Origin of the sequence: Streptomyces sp. NPDC002463 (assembly GCF_042889835.1) — a bacterium.
Taxonomy (GTDB): Bacteria; Actinomycetota; Actinomycetes; order Streptomycetales; family Streptomycetaceae; genus Streptomyces; species Streptomyces nymphaeiformis.
On sequence record NZ_JBIARL010000001.1, the window covers coordinates 902,008 to 917,884 of the forward strand.

A 15,877-nucleotide genomic window follows, 5' to 3' on the forward strand; every position below is an offset into this window, starting at 1 on the left:
GTCAGCCTGCCACACCGCGCCCGGCCGGGAGACGGCCGTCCGTCAGGCGGAACGCCTCAGGACCGGGTCATGATACGGAGCACGTCGAGGGAGCGCGGGGGCGTGTCGGGATCCTCGCCGTCGGCCTGGGCCAGCCGTACGTGTGCGTCGCGGGCGGCGCGTACGGCCTCGGGCCAGCCGGGGTGGGCGAGGTAGGCGGAGACGGGGGCGTCGGGTCCGACCTGGTGCATGATGCGCAGCACCCGCAGGACGGCGACGTCGACGAGGGCGGCCTCGCCGGAGTCGCGGAAGATCGAGCCGACGTACTTCTCGGCGGACCAGTTGTCGAGCCAGGTGTCCTCGACGAGGCGGTAGACGGCGTCGGTGACGTCGCCGTACCCCTCCTGGCCGGTCAGCCAGGTCGTCTCGTGGAATCCGGGGTCGGAGAGCATGTGCAGCGCCGAGCGCACGTTGCTGCGCCAGCGCCACCACGGCATGTCGTTGAGCGGCATGCCGCCCATGGTGGAGGAGCGACGGCCGCGACGGGAAGAGTTAACCGAACCGGAGACCGAACCGGGGACTGCACTGGACATCGTTCGATCGTACGTTCCCTTGTCCGGTAAGCGGACTCGCCCCCTCCCCTCCTCGGTCACCCACCCCCGTAATTCACCTTCACGTCACCCACCGTTGAACGGAGCACACTCCCGCGTTACCCGTGAGGCGGAAATGTGCATGCCCATGACCGGTAGGCGACTTTCCTCACTCCTCGCGTACGTCACGACCGCGGCGACGGGAGCGTCGCTGCTCACCGGGTGCGGCGTGCTCCCTGGGGCCACGGGGGGCTCCAGGGAGCCCGTCACGGTGATGACCTGGGCTCCCGACCAGACCCGGGCGACCAACATGCCCGGAATGCCCGCCATGGCGCAGACCTACGCCCGCTGGGTCAACTCCCAGGGCGGCGTCGACGGGCACGAACTGCGCGTCCTCACCTGCAACGAGCAGAACACCATCGCCGGCGCCGCCGCCTGCGCCCGCCGGGCCGTGCGCGAGGGCGCGGTCGCCGTCGTCGGCTCGTACAGCCAGAACGGCCGCGCCTTCATGGCCCCGCTGGAGGCCGCGGGCATCCCGTACATCGGCGGCTACGGCATCGCGGAGGACGAGTTCACCAGCCCGCTCTCCTACCCCGTCAACGGCGGAGTGGCCTCCCTCGTCGCCGGGCACGGCATGCAGCTCGCGGGCTCCTGCGACAGGGTCTCGCTCGTCCGCCCCGACACCACCGCGGGGGACAAGCTCCCCGAGCTCCTCGACTCCGGCCTGCACAAGGCCAGTCACCGGGGCGCCGTCGACATCCCGGCCCTGGAGGACGCCGCCGAGTACACCGAGCAGGCGGACCGGGCCCGCACCCGCGCCGGCGACGAGAAGGGCTGCGTCACCGCCGTCCTCGGCGAGCGCACCCAGACCTTCTTCGACTCCTTCCGCCGTCTCCCCCAGGAGGAGAAGAAGCAGAAGGCCGGCGTCCGCATCTCCTCGATCCTCGGCAGCGTCGACCAGCCCGTCATCGACCGCACCGGCGGCCCCCACAGCCCCTTCGAGGGCGCGTACGTCACCGGCTGGTACCCGGAGGCCGGCGACAAGAGCTGGGCGCCGATGCGCAAGGTCATCCAGGAGTTCGCCTTCGCCGACAACCGGGTCGACCCGGCCGACGCCGGCGTCCAGACCACCTGGATCGCCTACACGGTCCTCAAGGAGGTCGTCGAGAACCTCCACCAGGACGAGATCACGGCCGCGGAGATCAGCCACGCCCTCGACCGCGGCGAGCGGATCGACACCGGCGGCCTCACCCCCAGCCTGCGCTGGAAGTACGAGGACCTGCTCGGCGCCCCCGGCTTCACCCGGATCGTCAACCACGAGGTGACGTTCCAGGTGGTCCGCCAGGGGCGGCTCGTGGCGCAGAAGCCCGGCTTCGTCGACGTCGGCGAGACCGTGCTCAGCGCCCCGTAGCCCCGCTCAGAGCTGGGTCCAGCTCCGCTTGTCGAGGCCGTACTTCTCGGCGGTCGGGTTCCACAGCCCGGCCGCCGTCTTCTTGGCGTTGGTGGCCTCGCCGCTCTTCGCGTCCCCCGCGGCCTTCTGGCTGGTCCCGCGGGCGTGGCCGCCCTTGCAGGCCTTCTTGCCCTTCATCTGGTCGGCCCAGGCCGCGTAGTGGTCGTCGGCGGCGGCCGAGGCCTGCCAGGCCTTGGTGAGCGCCGCCGTCAGCGCCGCGCTGTTCGGCAGCTTGTCGACCTTCAGCGACTGGAGCTTGGTGATCAGCCCCCGGCGCTGCTCGGCGGCGCCGCGCAGGTCGTTCGCCGCCTGGTCGAGGTCGTTGCACCGGCCGATGGCCGCCACCGAGTCGATGACCGTCTGACGGCTGCTGCTGCTGGTCGCGAGGAGCGTGCTGAGCTCCTTCGCCTGGGGCTCCGCCGGGTCGGCCGGCTTCTCGGAGGGCTCGGGCGCCCCGGTGGAGGCGGAGGGCGCGGCGGAGCTCGCCGCCACGTTCTGCCCGGGGTTCTTGGAGTCGTTCTCGTCCCCGCCGCTGAGCAGCGCGCCGGCGCCGAGGCCGACGACCGCGCAGCCGACGACGACGGCGGCGATCAGCGCGAGCGGCGACTTGCGGCGCGGCTCGGGCTCGTCGTCGTAGTACGCGTCGTCGTAGCCGTACTGCTGCGGGGGCGGCGGCTGCTGCAGGTGCTGGGTCTGCTGCTGGTACGCGGCCGGGCCCGGCTGCTGGTGGCCCTGGGGCGCCGGCGGCGTCTCGGGGCGGAACAGGTTGTCGAAGTCGGCGGGCGGCTGCCGCTCACCGGGCATCTGCCCCGGTACGGGGGCGATGAACTGGGTCGCGTCCGAGGCACCGGCCGGCTGCCCGGGCCCCTGGTGCGCGAGCGGGCCCGTGCCGAGGAACTGGGTGTCGGAGCCCCCGCCCTGCTGCGACGGCGCCGGGGCGATGTACTGGGTCGCGTCCGAGGCGCCGGCCGGCGGCGGGTAGCCGTACCCGGGCTGCGGGGCGGCGGGCGCGCCGGGGCCGGGGTAGCCGTAGCCGGGCTGGGGAGCCTGCTGGGCGGCCGGGGGCATTCCGCCCTGCACCGGCGGCATCCCGCCCGGGACCGGCGGGATGTGCTGGGTCGCCTGCAGGTCGGCGGCGGCCGGGGCACCCGGGCCCGGGTAGCCGTAGCCGGGCTGCGGCGGGGCCTGCTGCGGGGGTATCGGCGGCAGGTACTGGGTGGACTGCATGTCGGCGGCGCCCTGCGGGGCCTCCGGAGGCAGCGGCTGCGCGGGCGGCAGCGGCTGCCCGCCCGGCTGTGCACCGGCGGGACCCCAGGCGCCGCCCCACGGCTGACCGCCGCCATGCTCCGGACCCTGTCCGTTCTGCGTCACCGGGACTCCCACTGATGGACCAACCTACGGAATCGTCGGCTCACGCTACCGGGTGCCGACAGGGCTCCGCACATACGTGTGAGACCCATTACACGGTTGACACAGTCACGCGGCGTACAACTCCATCCGCGCGCCGAACTCCCGCACCACCGCCTCCCCCGCGTACGGCTCCAGGCGCTCCCGCAGGTCCTCCAGGTACTCCACGCCCCGCGACGACCGCAGCGTGCCGAGCAGTTCGAGCGCCTGCGTGCCCGTGCGGCAGGCCAGCTCCACCTCCCGCTGCTGGACCTGCGCGGAGGCGAGGAGCGCCAGGCCGATCGCGCGACGCCGCGCCCGCGTCTCCGGGTGCCCGGCGATCGACTCCTGCGCCGCCCGCGCCGCCGCCTCGGCCTGCCCCAGGTCCCGGTGGCAGTGCGCCAGCTCGTCCGCGAGGTAGGCCGCGTCGAAGTGGGCGATCCACGCCGGGTCATCGCCCGCCTCCGGATCGGCCTGCTCAAGCGCTCGTACGGCACGGCCCGCCGCCGCCTCGAAGGCGCGCACGTCGCCCATCAGCGCGTGCCCGCGCGCCTCCGCCGCGAGGAACATCGCCTCCGCGCGCGGCGGCACCTTCCCCCGCGCGCCCTCCTGCGCCGCCCGCGCCAGCTGGGCGATCTCCCGGGGGTTGCCGAGCTGCGCGGCGAGGTGGCTCATCGAGGCGGCGAGGACATAGCCGCCGTACCCCCGGTCCCCCGCGGCCTGCGCGAGCCGCAGCGCCTGGATGTAGTACCGCTGCGCGAGGCCCGGTTCGCCGGTGTCCACCGCCATGTACCCGGCGAGCTCGGTGAGTCGGGCGACCGCCGCGAACAGCTGCCGGCCGATCGCCTCCCGGTACGAGCCCGACAGCATCCCCGACACCACGCTGTTGAGGTAGTGCACGACCACCGGGCGCACATGACCGCTGCCGAAGCGCCGGTCGAGGTCGACGAGCGCGGCCGTCATCTCCCGCACCGCCGCCACGTCCGCGACCCCGACCCGGGCCCCGGCCGTCCGCGCCACGTGCGTGTCGGGGCCCGTGATCAGCCAGTCCCTGCTGGGCTCGACGAGGGCGGAGGCCGCGACCGTCGAGCCGTTCAGGAAGTCCCGGCGGCCCACGTCGCTGCGCCACAGCTCGCAGACCTGCTCGATCGCCCCGGGCACGGTCGGCGCGAACTGGAGCCCCACCCCGGCGGCGAGGTTCCGGCCGTTGGCCATGCCGACCTCGTCGATCGTGACCGTGCGGCCCAGCTTGCGGCCGAGCGCCTCCGCGATGATCCCCGGCGCCCGGCCGCGCGGCTGCTGCCCGCGCAGCCAGCGCGCCACCGAGGTCTTGTCGTAGCGCAGGTCGAGGCCGCGCTCCGCGCCGACCATGTTGACCCTGCGGGCGAGGCCGGCGTTGGAGCAGCCCGCCTCCTGGATGAGCGCCTGGAGCCGTTCGTTGAGCTGACGCGGAACGAGTGGCCTGGCTGCCATGAAGTACCCCCTGAGGCCGTGCGGTGATCACCGGAGAAGGGATCACTGCCCGGTTGATATCCGGTCAATGCCGATGTGAACACGCGAAACCGGACACGTCGGCGGCGCGAAGAAAGCCCCCCGCCGCCGTCGCCCCCACCTCTGCGTACCCACGCCCGCTCCCCGGCCCTCCGCGCGCCCCCGCCAGTGCACCCATGCGCCCCGCGTGCAGGATCGATGCGTCAACACGCCCGCCACCGCGCCCGTAACCCCAGGTGACGGGGGAAGTTGTGCTGTCCGTGGAAGAGACCATGGGAGTCACGGAAGCCGCACAGATCCCCAAGCAGCGGGGCGAGCAGCTGCTGGACAGCGCCGTGCGGTACGCGGAAGAGCGGCACTGGGACGTGTTTCCCGGGACCTGGCTGGAAGCCGTCGAAGGCAGGGAGCGCTGCTCCTGCGGCGCGGACGAGTGCGCCGTGCCCGGCGCCCACGCGGTCAGGCCCGACTGGTCGACCCAGGCGACCGGGAGCGCGGTCGGGGCGCGGCGGATGTGGTCGAAGACACCGAAGGCGTCGATCCTGCTGCCGACCGGCCGCACCTTCGACGCGATCGAGGTGTCCGAGTCGGCCGGTTTCCTGGCGCTCGCCCGCATGGAGCGCATGGAGCTGACGCTCGGCCCCGTGACCTGCACCCCGGACCGCCGCATGTACTTCTTCGTGCTGCCGGGCGCCGCGAACAAGGTCCCGGACCTCGTCCGCAAGCTCGGCTGGGCCCCGGCCGCCATCGACCTCACCACGCGCGGCGAGGGCCACTACGTGGCGGCCCCGCCCACCCGGATCGGCGGCTGCGGCGCGGTGCAGTGGGCGCGGCGCCCCACCCCGGCGAACCGCTGGCTGCCGGACGCGGAGGAGCTGATCAGCGCCCTCGCGTATGCGTGTGGCCGGGAAGCGGCGGAGGCCAGGAGCCGTACGCAGTGACCTGGAGGCCCGGCCGGTCGCGCCCGTAGGGTGGCCCCGTAAGGATTACGGGGACCATCGAAGGGTTGACGGACCATGCCTGACCAGGCATTTGACGGGGCGTTCGACGGAGCGTCCGACACGGCGGGCACCGCACCGGGGGAAGGTGCGGTGCCCGCCGTACGCGTCGAGGGGCTGTGGAAGCGTTTCGGCCAGCAGATCGCGGTGAACGGGGTCGACCTCGTCCTGCCCGCGGGGAAGTTCATCGGGCTCGTCGGGCCCAACGGCGCCGGCAAGACCACCACGCTCTCCATGATCACCGGCCTGCTCCGGCCCGACCAGGGGCGGATCCTCGTCGCCGGGCACGACGTGTGGGCCGACCCGGAGTCGGTCGCCCAGGTCAAGGCCCGCATCGGCATCCTGCCGGAGGGCCTGCGGCTCTTCGAGCGCCTCTCGGGCCGCGAACTCCTCGCCTACAGCGGCCGGCTGCGCGGACTGCCGGGCGCGGAGGTCGACAAGCGGGCGGCGCAGCTCCTCGACGTCCTCGACCTCGCGGGCTCGCAGAACAAGCTGGTCGTCGACTACTCGACCGGCATGCGGAAGAAGATCGGCCTCGCCGCCGCGCTCCTCCACAACCCCGAGGTCCTCTTCCTCGACGAGCCCTTCGAGGGCGTCGACCCGGTCTCCGCGCAGACCATCCGCGGCGTCCTGGAGCGGTACACCTCCTCCGGCGCGACCGTCGTCTTCTCCAGCCACGTCATGGAGCTCGTCGAGTCGCTCTGCGACTGGGTCGCCGTCATGGCCGCCGGCCGGATCCGGGCCCAGGGCCCGCTGGCCGAGGTCCGGGGCTCCGCGCCCTCGCTCCAGGCGGCGTTCCTGGAGCTCGTCGGCGCGAACGGCCGCGCGGCGGCCGGGGACTCGCTGGACTGGCTGGGCGGTCCGGGTACGGGCAAGGGCGGTCCGGGTACGAACGGGGCTCAGCGATGAGCGCGACCGCCACGACCGCCACCTCCCCCGTACCGTCCCTCACGTCCGTCTTCGTACGGCTCAAGCTGTCGCTGCTGAAGAACGGGCTGCGGCAGTCCGGCGGGCGGACCGCCGCGTACCTCGCCTCGATCGTCTTCGGCACCTTCCTGGCCGTCGTCGCCGTGCTCGGCTTCGTCCTCCTGCGGGGGCACGCGGACGCCGTCACCGTCGCCGTCCTCCTCACCGGGGTCCTCTCGCTGTCCTGGACGGTGATGCCGCTGTTCATCCCGAGCGGGGACGAGACCCTCGACCCCTCGCGGCTCGTGATGCTGCCCCTGCAGCCCCGGCCGCTGGTCCGGGCGCTGCTCGTCGCCTCCCTCGTGGGCGTCGGCCCCGTCCTCACCTTCGTCGTGGTCCTCGGCGCCTCTGTAGCCGTCGCGCACGGCGCGGCCGGCACCGTCATCGCCGTCCTCGCCGTCCCGCTCGCTGCGGTGACGTGCGTGGCGCTGTCCCGCTCGGTGGCCGCCGCGAACGTCCGGCTGCTCACCTCCCGCAAGGGCCGGGACCTGGCCCTGCTGAGCGGTCTGGTCATCGCCGTCGGCATGCAGCTCGTCAACTTCGGCGCCCAGCGGCTCGGCCGCGCCGGCGGCCTGGAGGCCCTGGAACCGGCGACGGCCGTCGTCGGCTGGCTGCCGCCGGCCGCCGCGATCGGCGCGGTCGACTCCGCGAGCCGCGGCGACTACGCGGTGGCGGCGGCCCGGCTGCTGCTCACGGCGGCGGCCCTCGTGGGCCTCCTGTACTGGTGGCAGCGGAGCCTGGTGCGGCTGATGGTCGAGCCGGACGGCTCCACGATCGGCGCGGCCGCCGACGCGGGAGCCGACGAGAAGAGCGGTACGGGGCGGCTCGCCCGGATGCTGCCGGGCGGCCGCACCGGCGCCGTCATGGAGCGGAGCCTGCGGTACATCTGGCGCGACCCGAAGACGAAGGCGGCGTGGGTGACCTCGCTCGCCGTCGGTCTGATCGTCCCCCTCTTCAACGCCTTCCAGGGCACGGGCTCGATCTACTTCGCCTGCTTCGCCTCCGGCATGCTCGGCATCCAGATGTACAACCAGTTCGGCCAGGACACCTCGGCGTTCTGGATGGTCGCGCAGACCATCTCGACGACGCCCGACGCGTACGCCGAACTCCGGGCGCGGGCCCTGGCCCTGCTGTCGATCACGCTGCCGTACACGACGGTCGTCACCGCTCTGACCGCCGGTGTCCTCGGCGACTGGTCGGCGTTCCCCGAGGCCCTCGGCCTGGCGTTCGCCCTGCTCGGCGCGATGATGGCGACGGGCGCGGTGACCTCGGCGGTCTTCCCGTACTCGATCCCCCAGGACAGCGGCTACAAGAACGTCGCGCCGGGGCAGGGCGGCCTCGCCTGGATGTCGATCATGGGCGGCATGATCCTGGGCGGCCTCCTCTGCGCCCCGCTCATCGCCGCGACGGTCTACCTCCACGTCTCCGACCAGCAGTCCCTGCTGTGGCTCCTCCTCCCGGCGGGCGCGCTCTACGGCGGACTGCTCGTCCTGGCGGGCCTCAAGCTGGCGGCCCCGCGCACGGCGGGCCGGCTGCCGGAGATCCTGGCGGCGGTCAGCAAGGGCTGACGCCTGCCCGTACGCGCGCGGCCGGGCGCCGGCCCCCGCTCACGCCAGTACCCGGGCGAGGGCGGCGCGGCCGGCCGGGCCCCAGGTCGGCTTCCCACCCGGGAGGCCCCGGTCGCCCGCGCGGCCGACGGCGATGAGCCCGGCCGCGCGGAGCAGGGCCCAGCCCCGGGCCCGGCGGACGGTGGCGTCGTCCACGCGCGCGTACGCCTCGAAGAAGCGCGGGGCCGCGCCCTCCGGCAGCAGCAGCCACGCCGCACAGAGGTCCGTCGCCGGGTCACCCGCGCAGACCTCGCCGAAGTCCACGACTCCGGCGAGAGTGCCGTCGGCGACGACGACGTTCGCCGGGTGCAGGTCCCCGTGCAGCCACATCGGCGGGCCCTGCCACACGGGAGCCGCGAGAGCGTCCTCCCACACGTCTCGTACGGCCCCGGGGTCGGCGTGCTCGGCGAGGAGCGGGAACCCCTCCTCGAACCCCGCCGCGAAGTCCGCGAGGGGCACGCCCCGGTCCGGGTTGGCGGGGGCGTCCTCGGGCGCCTCGCGGTGCAGGGCCCGCAGGAAGCCGGCCAGGGCCTCGGCCGCGTGGTCGCCCCGCGTGACGGGCGTGGCGTCGCTCGGCTCGCCCGGGACCCAGCGGGCGACCGTCCAGGTCCGGGGGAAGCGCGCGGACGGCTCCCCTGTGCGTACGGGGACGGGTACGGGCAGCGGGAGCAGCGGCGCGAGGGCCGGCAGCCAGCGGTGCTCCTTGCGCAGCAGCTCCGGTCCCCGTTCGCTGCGGGGCATCCGTACGGCCAACTCGTCGCCGAGCCGCCACATCTGGTTGTCCCAGCCGCCGGGGACCCGCTGGATCGGCAGGTCGGCGAGGTCGGGGTGCTGGTCCCGGAGCAGCGCGCGGATCAGGCTCTCGTCGATGTCCATGCGCCCGATCATCCACGGGCGTCCCGCTGAAATCCCTTGCTCCACAAGACCCGTACGACCGATCCTCCCCGCATGGACCTCTCCCAGCACACCCCTCCGCCCCGCATCGAGCTCGACGGCGGGCTCACCCTGCGCGCGTTCGAGGCCGAGGCGGACCTTCCGGAGTTCTTCCAGGTCATCGAGGAGTCGCTGGAGCACCTGCGGCCGTGGATGCCGTGGGTCGCCGAGCACAGCCTCGAAAGCACCGCGCGCTTCCTGGCCGGGCGGGCGGAGCAGTGGGCGAGCGGCGAGGCGTACAGCTACGCGGTCGTGCTCGACGGGGCCATCGTCGGCTCCTGCGGGCTGCACCGGCACGAGGACACCCCGGACGACAGCGTCGAGCTCGGCTACTGGCTGCACCCGTCCACCACCGGCCGGGGCGTCGCCACGCGCGCGGGCCACGCGCTCGTCGAGGAGGCGTTCCGCCTGCCGGGCGTCACGGGCGTCGAGGTCGTCCACGACGTCGCCAACCACGCGAGCGGCGCCGTCCCCGCCCGCCTCGGCTTCACCGCCCACCTCCGCCGCCCCCACGAGCCCACGGCCCCGGCGGAGACGGGCGAGGACCAGGTCTGGCGCCTGAGCAAGTGAACGACGGTCCGTTCACGGCAGTCATCAGGGAGGGCCGGCACCGTGGTGGTGTCGGCCCTCTGTTGTGTCAGGCGAGGACTTGCTTGACGAAGGTGATGACGGCTTCCGTGGTGTTGCGCAGGAAGCCGAGGGCTCCGGTGCCGGTAGTGGTATCGGCGAGGGTCGCGGCGTGAGCAGCGGTAGCGGCGTTGGTCAGGAGGATGAGGGCGGTGGCGGCCAGGGTGCCGACGGCCCGCTTGATGGGGTTCATGCCCGGGCAACTGTCTGGGCGGATGGACGTTGCCGATGAGGTGGCCGGTTCACCGGTACGGGCGGCTCTACTTGGGCTATCGGCCTGGATCTCCTCTCCTTCGGCGACTTCGGAGCGGTCCAGCAAGGCCCGCAAGCCGCGTCGCTGACGGAACTCGGGGCCTACGGCAGGAACGGGAGCAGCGCCTCCGCCGCCCCGGGGTCCCCGGCGAGCCGGCCGGCCTCGCGGATGCCCGCCTCGTCCAGGGCGCCCGCCTTCACGAGCTGGATGGACTCGTGGACGCCGTCCCCGTTCCCGTACGCCGACATCACGAGGAACCAGCGCACCGCCTGCATTGGGTCCGGCGCGGTGCCGAAGCCGTCGCGGTACCAGCAGGCGGCGGCGTTCATGCAGCCGACGTGGCCGCGCTCGGCGGCCCACAGGTACCAGCGGAGGGCCTCCTCGTCCCGGTCCACCGACGACAGCCGGTCGGCGAGGACCGCGCCCGCGACCTCGATGCCGCCGTCGGCGGCCGTGCGCAGCAGGGCGAGCGACTCGTCGAAGTCGTCCGTCACCTGGCCGAGGTTGAACGCCGCGAACGCGTCGCCCGCCTCCGCCGCCGCCCGGAACAGCCCCTCGGCCGCGAGCGGGTCCTCCTCGACCCCGATGCCGCTCTGCAGCAGATAGCCGTATGTACGCTGCCCCGCCGGGTGACCCGCCCCGGCCGACGCGCGCGCGTACGCCACGGCCCTCGGCAGCTCCGACTCGTCCGCGTACTCCAGGAGGATCCCGGCGAGCAGCGCCGCCGCGTCCGCCGAGCCCGCGTCGGCGAGCGGTACGAGCCTGTCGGTGACGCCCACGGCCAGTTCGGCGCCCTCGGTGCTGCCGTCCATCGCCGCCCGCACGAAGGCGTGTCCGGCGGCCGTCCAGTCGCCCGCGTCGGCGGCCCTCCGGCCCGTTTCCACGTGATCCATGCGCAGCAGGGTACGGCGCGTGACCTGCGGCTACCGGATCGCGCTCTGCACCGGCCTTCGTCTCGGCCGTGTGAACGGCGAGGGCCTCCACCCCGTCCGGGTGGAGGCCCTCACTCGCTACTTCAGGTGCCGGACGAAGAACCGGGCGCCCGCGTCGAGTTCGTACTGCGGGACGCCCGTGTGGCCGCCCATGTTCGCGTGGAGGGTCTTCTCCTTGGAGCCGAACGCGTCGTACAGGTTCAGGGACGCCTGGCGGTCGTTGCCCTCGTCGTCCCACTGCAGGAGGACCTGGAGGGGGATGGTCACCTGTCGGGCGTCCTCGTAGATCGCGGCGGGGATGAAGCTGCCCGCGAAGAGGCCGGCGGCCTTGACGCGCGGGTCGGTCACCGCGAGGCGGACGCCGATGGAGATCACGCCGCCCTCGTAGCCGACGGGCCCGTCGATCTCGGGCAGGGCCAGGAGCGCGTCCATGGCGGCCTGCCATTCGGGGACCGCCTGGTCGACGAGCGGGAGGATGAGCGCGTCGACGATCTCGTCGGTGAGCGGCTCGCCGGCCTGCAGCACCCGGCGCATGTCGGCGCGGGCCTGTTCGACCCCGGGCAGGCGGGGCCGGTCGCCCATCCCGGGCAGCTCGATGGTCGCCGAGGCGAAGCCGTACTCCGCCGCGTAGTAGCGGGCCCGGCCCGCGACACGGGCGTACGTCTTCTGGAGCCCGAGCGGCGGGAGGCCGATCAGGATCAGCGGGACCGGCGCGGATGCGGCCGCGGATTCGGGGGTCCACAGGATGCCGGGGATGCCGTCGAGGGTGAACTCGCGCTCGACGACGCCGTCGTCGAAGCGCTGCTCGGAAGTGAATCGCATGGTCGTGCCTTTCGGGAATGCGCGTGAATACGGCGCTCCCGGACGACGACCTATCGCCCGACCGTGACCCCAGAGGGGAGCACCCATGTCGTCAGGTTCACGGGTACCACCTCCTCGGTCTGTTGCACGGCTTCCGTGAACGCAGCAGCGGGCTTCCGGGGCCGCCAACCGTTTTAAAGGGCGAGGGCCTCCACCCCGTCGGGGTGGAGGCCCTCACACACTCATCCGGTACGGATCAGAACGCGCCGTTCAGACCCCACCAGTTGCCGTCCTCCGGGACACCCGCGTTGTACGCGCCCGTGCCCTTGCCCGTGTAGAGCAGGAGGCAGCCCACGCCACGGCACTCCGCGGAGACGTAGTTGGAGTTCGTGATCGTCGCGAGGTCGTTGCGGCCGTCGGCGTTGTAGTCGCCGACCGAGAGGAACGTCGCCATGACGTTCCAGCCGCCGCTGCCGATCAGGACGCGCGAGCCGACGCCGCCGGCCGCGGTGCCCGGGTAGAACCAGAGCTTGCCCGTGGAGGCCTCGCGGGCGACCAGGTCGGCGCGGTCGTCGCCGTTGAGGTCACCGGCGCCGACGAGGGCGTTCATGGCGTTCCAGCCGCCGGAGCCGATGAGCTTGCGGGCGCCGAGGGTGCCCGTCGACGTGCTCGGGTACAGCCACAGCTTGCCGGTGGACTTCTCGACGGCGAGCAGGTCGGAGCGGCCGTCGGAGGTCAGGTCACCGAAGGCGGTGAGCTTGTCCATGGCGTTCCAGCCGCCGGAGCCGATGAGCTTGCGGGTGCCGACGGCGCCCGTGCCCGTGCCCGGGTAGAGCCACAGCTTGCCGGTGGCCGACTCGCGGGCGATGACGTCCTCGCGGCCGTCGGCGGAGAAGTCGCCGTGCCGGGTGAGGGCGTTCATGGCGTTCCAGCCGCCGCTGCCGACGAGCTTGCCCGTACCGTCGCCGGGCAGGAACCACAGGCGGCCGGCCTTGTCGCGGACGACGACGTCGGACTTCCTGTCGGCGTTCATGTCGCCGAAGCCCGCCGCCTTGGGAGCCGTGTAGGCGTTCCACTCGGGGTAGGCGGGCAGGACGCACTCGCGCTCGGTGGGGACGAACTTCACCGAGCTGACCGAGTTGGTGCCGGGGCCGCCCCACTCGGTGCCCGCGGGGTCCGCGGGCATCGAGTAGACGGCGCCGTTGGTGCCGTAGTCGGCGTCCTCGTGCAGGCAGACGAACTTGTTGGTGCGGTTGACGACCGAGCGGAACGTGTTGTCCCAGGTCCCGAGCGTCGCCGTGTTCACGTTGGTCTTGTACATCGTGCCGGTGCCGTTGTCGGTCTTCCAGGCACAGAAATAGCCGGACGGGCAGTCGCTGACAGCGGCCTGCGCCGGCGCCGCGCCCGCGCCGAAGAGGCCGAGCGAGGTGAGCCCCAGCGTCGTGGCCACCGTGGCCACGCGCCGCAGCATGGAAATGCGCATCGAGTTCCCTCCAAACGGCGCGGAGTCTCACTGCTCGACGCGCCGTGTGGGGACCGTACCGTGCCCGGATTCCGGCGTCACCGGAGGGGCCGCCCGTTTCCGGAATGTTCGCTTCCCGTACGGCGGGGCCCTCACGGGGTCAGGACGCCGTTCAGGAAGGGCTCCACCGCCTCGCTCCAGGCCTCCGGGTGGGTGTAGTGGAGGAGGTGGCCAGCGTCGGGAATCTCCGCGTACGCCCCGTGGGGCAGGACCCGGACCATCTCCTGGGCCTCCGCCCGGCCCAGCTCGCCGTCCAGGCCGCGCACGACGAGGGTGGGGCAGCGGACCTGGGCGAGGGAGTCCCAGTGGGCGTCGTGGACCCAGGTCTCACGGGAGGTCAGCATCTGCTCCGGGTCGAACACCGGGCGCCAGCCGTCCGGGTGCTCGGCCATCACCTCGGCGAAGAACGCGCCCCGCGCCGGATTCGGCGTCTCCACCCACGGGTCCTCGTCGCCGAACCAGCGGTGGACGGCCTCCAGGGACGGGAAGGGCGCCGGCCAGCCGTGGAACCAGTCCTGCCAGGCCCGCTGCGAGGCCGCGCCGAGCGCCGAGGCCCGCATGTCGCAGATGACGAGCGCGCGGACGAGGTCGGGGCGCTCGGCGGCCAGCTGCCAGGCCGTCAGGGCGCCCATGGAGTGGCCGACGAGGGTGACCGGGCCGAGACCGAGCTGCTCGACGACGGCCGCCGCGTCCGCCACGTACGCCTCGCGCGTGAAGGGCCCGCCGGCGGGCTTCTCGCTCGCGCCGTGACCGCGCTGGTCGAGGGCGACGATCCGGTGGCCCCCGGTGAGCCGGCGGACGGCGCGGGCCCAGTGGCCCGCGTGCCCCATCAGACCGTGGAGGAGTAACACGCCGGGGGCTGAGGCGTGGGCGTGCGGGGCCTGCGGCCCTGGTGCGGCGTTCGGGGCCTGCGGGGCTCGGGCGGGGCGGGGGACGGGACGGCCGCCGGGGCGGCCGGCGGTGTCGGGGCCGAGCCGCGCGGCGCCGCCCGGGCCGGGCTGCGGGACGATCCCGGGCCCGCCGGGCTCCGCCGTGTATTCCCAGGCCGCCAGCCGGACGCCGTCCGCCCCGGTGACGTCGAGTCGTCGCGCCATGGATCCGGCACCCCCTCTTTTCCGTCGAACCTCGCCAGACTATCGAACTCGCATTCGAAAATGCGCTCCTGCCACACAACACCCCTCGTTCGAGTGACAGGGCTCAAGGGTTGACGCGCACTGTCGAGGGGAGATCTTGAGCGGGAGGCGGACCGCTCGGGGAAAAACGGTCCGAGGGGACTGACCTTGAGAGCTCGGGGCTCCAGGTCAGCACAGGGGAGGACAGGCCCCGGCGCCGGAAGGCGCCGGGGCCCTCTGTCGTCCGCAGCCCTCATGGCCCCACCCCCGCACCCGCTCATCGCCCCGCTCGTACCAGCGTGGCACGACGAGGGCGCGGGCGTGGCGATTCCGGCGTAAAACGGGGCGCACGACGGACCATTGACCCGGATACGGAACGGGGGCGCCCCGCCGGCCTCCGAGAGACCGGCGGGGCGCCCCCACTCACGTACGGAACGGGCTCAGCGCTTGGCGACGAACACGTGCGCCGCGATGTCCGCGTCCAGCTCGGCGGCCTCGCCGCTGCTGCCGACCAGGACACCGCCCGGCGACTCCGACACCGACACCACCGAGCCAGGCTGCACGCCCGCCCTCCGCAGCGTGTACATCAGCTGGGCGTCCGTCTGGATCGGCTCGCCGATCCTGCGGACGATCACCGTCTTGCCCTCGCTCGCGTCCAGGTCGGCGAGCGACACCATCGAGTCGTCGAGGAAGGCCTCGGGCTCCGCCTTCTCGCCCAGCTCGTCCAGGCCCGGGATCGGGTTCCCGTACGGCGACTCCGTCGGGTGGCGCAGCAGCTCCATGACCCGCCGCTCCACGGCCTCGCTCATCACGTGCTCCCAGCGGCAGGCCTCGGCGTGGACCTGCTCCCACTCCAGGCCGATCACGTCGACGAGCAGGCACTCGGCCAGGCGGTGCTTGCGCATCACCCGGGTGGCGAGGCGACGGCCCTCGTCCGTGAGCTCGAGATGGCGGTCACTCGCCACGGCCACCAGGCCGTCGCGCTCCATCCGGGCCACCGTCTGGCTCACGGTCGGACCGCTCTGGTCGAGCCGCTCGGCGATCCGGGCACGCATGGGGACCACACCTTCCTCCTCGAGCTCGAGGATGGTGCGGAGGTACATCTCCGTTGTGTCGATCAGTCCGGACATACGTGCCCCTCGATGAGTCGTGCGCTGGCCCTGCCGCAATTGTTGCGCATCGGACCGACAACCGGGCCGCGCCGGGTGAGGAGGGGTGGTGCGGTATTGACAG

General features: G+C 73.3%; 15 protein-coding genes. 5 read left to right on the top strand and 10 right to left on the bottom strand.

What is annotated here, in order from left to right; genetic code table 11:
• Window positions 1-56: 56 nt before the first annotated feature.
• Complete coding sequence (locus ACFYX3_RS04225) at window positions 57-500, bottom strand: hypothetical protein (protein ID WP_352026993.1); 444 nt, start codon at window positions 498-500, stop codon at window positions 57-59.
• Between the two features lie 205 nt (window positions 501-705).
• Here ACFYX3_RS04225 and ACFYX3_RS04230 point away from each other — a divergent pair, with 205 nt between their 5' ends.
• The gene (locus ACFYX3_RS04230) at window positions 706-1,980 is read left to right on the top strand and encodes an ABC transporter substrate-binding protein (protein ID WP_389007749.1); all 1,275 of its coding nucleotides are present in this window, start codon (window positions 706-708) and stop codon (window positions 1,978-1,980) included.
• 6 nt (window positions 1,981-1,986) lie between these two features.
• Here ACFYX3_RS04230 and ACFYX3_RS04235 read toward each other — a convergent pair whose 3' ends face one another.
• On the bottom strand, window positions 1,987-3,390 hold the full coding sequence (locus ACFYX3_RS04235) for a hypothetical protein (RefSeq protein WP_389007750.1): 1,404 nt from the start codon (window positions 3,388-3,390) through the stop codon (window positions 1,987-1,989).
• 105 nt (window positions 3,391-3,495) lie between these two features.
• Window positions 3,496-4,878 (bottom strand): transcriptional regulator, encoded by a 1,383-nt coding sequence (locus ACFYX3_RS04240; RefSeq protein WP_389007752.1) that lies wholly within the window; start codon window positions 4,876-4,878, stop codon window positions 3,496-3,498.
• Window positions 4,879-5,168: 290 nt separating this feature from the next.
• On the opposite strand from ACFYX3_RS04240, the gene ACFYX3_RS04245 reads away from it, so the two are divergent.
• From ACFYX3_RS04245 to ACFYX3_RS04255, 3 genes are all read left to right on the top strand, one after another.
• Window positions 5,169-5,834 carry a bifunctional DNA primase/polymerase gene (locus ACFYX3_RS04245; protein ID WP_376593230.1) on the top strand — a complete coding sequence of 222 codons (666 nt, stop codon included), beginning with the start codon at window positions 5,169-5,171 and terminating at the stop codon, window positions 5,832-5,834.
• A gap of 75 nt (window positions 5,835-5,909) precedes the next feature.
• On the top strand, window positions 5,910-6,800 hold the full coding sequence (locus ACFYX3_RS04250) for an ABC transporter ATP-binding protein (protein WP_389007754.1): 891 nt from the start codon (window positions 5,910-5,912) through the stop codon (window positions 6,798-6,800).
• Window positions 6,797-8,425, top strand: a complete 1,629-nt coding sequence (locus ACFYX3_RS04255) for a transporter (protein WP_389007756.1) — start codon at window positions 6,797-6,799, stop codon at window positions 8,423-8,425. Before ACFYX3_RS04250 ends, ACFYX3_RS04255 begins: the two co-directional genes overlap by 4 nt.
• A 39-nt stretch (window positions 8,426-8,464) precedes the next feature.
• On the opposite strand, the gene ACFYX3_RS04260 is transcribed toward ACFYX3_RS04255, so the two are convergent.
• Window positions 8,465-9,340 (bottom strand): aminoglycoside phosphotransferase family protein, encoded by an 876-nt coding sequence (locus ACFYX3_RS04260; protein WP_389007758.1) that lies wholly within the window; start codon window positions 9,338-9,340, stop codon window positions 8,465-8,467.
• 72 nt (window positions 9,341-9,412) lie between these two features.
• Here ACFYX3_RS04260 and ACFYX3_RS04265 point away from each other — a divergent pair, with 72 nt between their 5' ends.
• On the top strand, window positions 9,413-9,967 hold the full coding sequence (locus ACFYX3_RS04265; protein ID WP_389007760.1) for a GNAT family N-acetyltransferase: 555 nt from the start codon (window positions 9,413-9,415) through the stop codon (window positions 9,965-9,967).
• A gap of 67 nt (window positions 9,968-10,034) precedes the next feature.
• On the opposite strand, the gene ACFYX3_RS04270 is transcribed toward ACFYX3_RS04265, so the two are convergent.
• The 6 genes from ACFYX3_RS04270 to ACFYX3_RS04295 form a co-directional block, all read right to left on the bottom strand.
• A complete protein-coding gene (locus ACFYX3_RS04270; protein WP_389007762.1) occupies window positions 10,035-10,217 on the bottom strand; it encodes a hypothetical protein in 183 nt (60 codons plus the stop codon).
• A gap of 161 nt (window positions 10,218-10,378) precedes the next feature.
• On the bottom strand, window positions 10,379-11,170 hold the full coding sequence (locus ACFYX3_RS04275; protein WP_389007764.1) for a tetratricopeptide repeat protein: 792 nt from the start codon (window positions 11,168-11,170) through the stop codon (window positions 10,379-10,381).
• 117 nt (window positions 11,171-11,287) lie between these two features.
• Window positions 11,288-12,031: an alpha/beta hydrolase gene (locus ACFYX3_RS04280; RefSeq protein ID WP_389007766.1), complete on the bottom strand. Its 744-nt coding sequence runs from the start codon at window positions 12,029-12,031 to the stop codon at window positions 11,288-11,290.
• A gap of 235 nt (window positions 12,032-12,266) precedes the next feature.
• Window positions 12,267-13,493, bottom strand: a complete 1,227-nt coding sequence (locus tag ACFYX3_RS04285; protein WP_389007769.1) for a peptidase inhibitor family I36 protein — start codon at window positions 13,491-13,493, stop codon at window positions 12,267-12,269.
• A gap of 131 nt (window positions 13,494-13,624) precedes the next feature.
• Window positions 13,625-14,626, bottom strand: a complete 1,002-nt coding sequence (locus ACFYX3_RS04290; protein ID WP_389007771.1) for an alpha/beta fold hydrolase — start codon at window positions 14,624-14,626, stop codon at window positions 13,625-13,627.
• Between the two features lie 458 nt (window positions 14,627-15,084).
• Window positions 15,085-15,774 (bottom strand): metal-dependent transcriptional regulator, encoded by a 690-nt coding sequence (locus ACFYX3_RS04295; RefSeq protein WP_376585834.1) that lies wholly within the window; start codon window positions 15,772-15,774, stop codon window positions 15,085-15,087.
• Between the last annotated feature and the right edge of the window lie 103 nt (window positions 15,775-15,877).

Bases quoted from the DNA above. Each gene is read 5' to 3' on its own strand.
- ACFYX3_RS04270 (WP_389007762.1), bottom strand. From the start codon at position 10,217: ATGAACCCCATCAAGCGGGCCGTCGGCACCCTGGCCGCCACCGCCCTC.
- ACFYX3_RS04245 (WP_376593230.1), top strand. From the start codon at position 5,169: ATGGGAGTCACGGAAGCCGCACAGATCCCCAAGCAGCGGGGCGAGCAG.
- ACFYX3_RS04275 (WP_389007764.1), bottom strand. From the start codon at position 11,170: ATGGATCACGTGGAAACGGGCCGGAGGGCCGCCGACGCGGGCGACTGG.
- ACFYX3_RS04265 (WP_389007760.1), top strand. From the start codon at position 9,413: ATGGACCTCTCCCAGCACACCCCTCCGCCCCGCATCGAGCTCGACGGC.
- ACFYX3_RS04250 (WP_389007754.1), top strand. From the start codon at position 5,910: ATGCCTGACCAGGCATTTGACGGGGCGTTCGACGGAGCGTCCGACACG.
- ACFYX3_RS04290 (WP_389007771.1), bottom strand. From the start codon at position 14,626: ATGGCGCGACGACTCGACGTCACCGGGGCGGACGGCGTCCGGCTGGCG.
- ACFYX3_RS04285 (WP_389007769.1), bottom strand. From the start codon at position 13,493: ATGCGCATTTCCATGCTGCGGCGCGTGGCCACGGTGGCCACGACGCTG.
- ACFYX3_RS04225 (WP_352026993.1), bottom strand. From the start codon at position 500: ATGGGCGGCATGCCGCTCAACGACATGCCGTGGTGGCGCTGGCGCAGC.
- ACFYX3_RS04255 (WP_389007756.1), top strand. From the start codon at position 6,797: ATGAGCGCGACCGCCACGACCGCCACCTCCCCCGTACCGTCCCTCACG.
- ACFYX3_RS04240 (WP_389007752.1), bottom strand. From the start codon at position 4,878: ATGGCAGCCAGGCCACTCGTTCCGCGTCAGCTCAACGAACGGCTCCAG.
- ACFYX3_RS04295 (WP_376585834.1), bottom strand. From the start codon at position 15,774: ATGTCCGGACTGATCGACACAACGGAGATGTACCTCCGCACCATCCTC.
- ACFYX3_RS04280 (WP_389007766.1), bottom strand. From the start codon at position 12,031: ATGCGATTCACTTCCGAGCAGCGCTTCGACGACGGCGTCGTCGAGCGC.
- ACFYX3_RS04260 (WP_389007758.1), bottom strand. From the start codon at position 9,340: ATGGACATCGACGAGAGCCTGATCCGCGCGCTGCTCCGGGACCAGCAC.
- ACFYX3_RS04230 (WP_389007749.1), top strand. From the start codon at position 706: ATGTGCATGCCCATGACCGGTAGGCGACTTTCCTCACTCCTCGCGTAC.